Here is a 311-nt window from a genome sequence, read left to right as displayed (position 1 = left end):
TATCAATTAGAATTCTTAGCAGGAGGAGTTGTAGGAACTTATACATATAGTAACAATAATGTATTTACAGGATTAGCGTCAGGAGATTATATAATAAGAGTAAGAGATGCTAACGGATGTACAAGTCAAGCACCAGTAAATGTACCAGATCCAGTTGCAGTAACCTTCACGGTAGTAGAGAATGACAATGTATGTGATTCGAGTACAGGAGGAAGTATCACAGTAACGGCAGCAGGAGGAACAGGAACTTATGTATATAGTTTAACAGTAGGCGGAACAGTAGTAGCGAGTCAAACATTAACAGCAACTAC

At 38.3% G+C, this 311-nt stretch carries 1 protein-coding gene; it reads left to right on the top strand.

Going from position 1 to position 311, the window contains the following annotated elements; genetic code table 11:
• Window positions 1-311, top strand: a 311-nt coding sequence (locus tag Q0881_RS17790; protein WP_299163327.1) for a hypothetical protein, incomplete at both ends; no start/stop codon positions are given.

Source organism: uncultured Tenacibaculum sp., from assembly GCF_947494125.1.
GTDB lineage: Bacteria > Bacteroidota > Bacteroidia > Flavobacteriales > Flavobacteriaceae > Polaribacter.
Note: the sequence above shows the minus strand (reverse complement) of the source record. Positions and strands in the feature narration are given on the sequence as shown.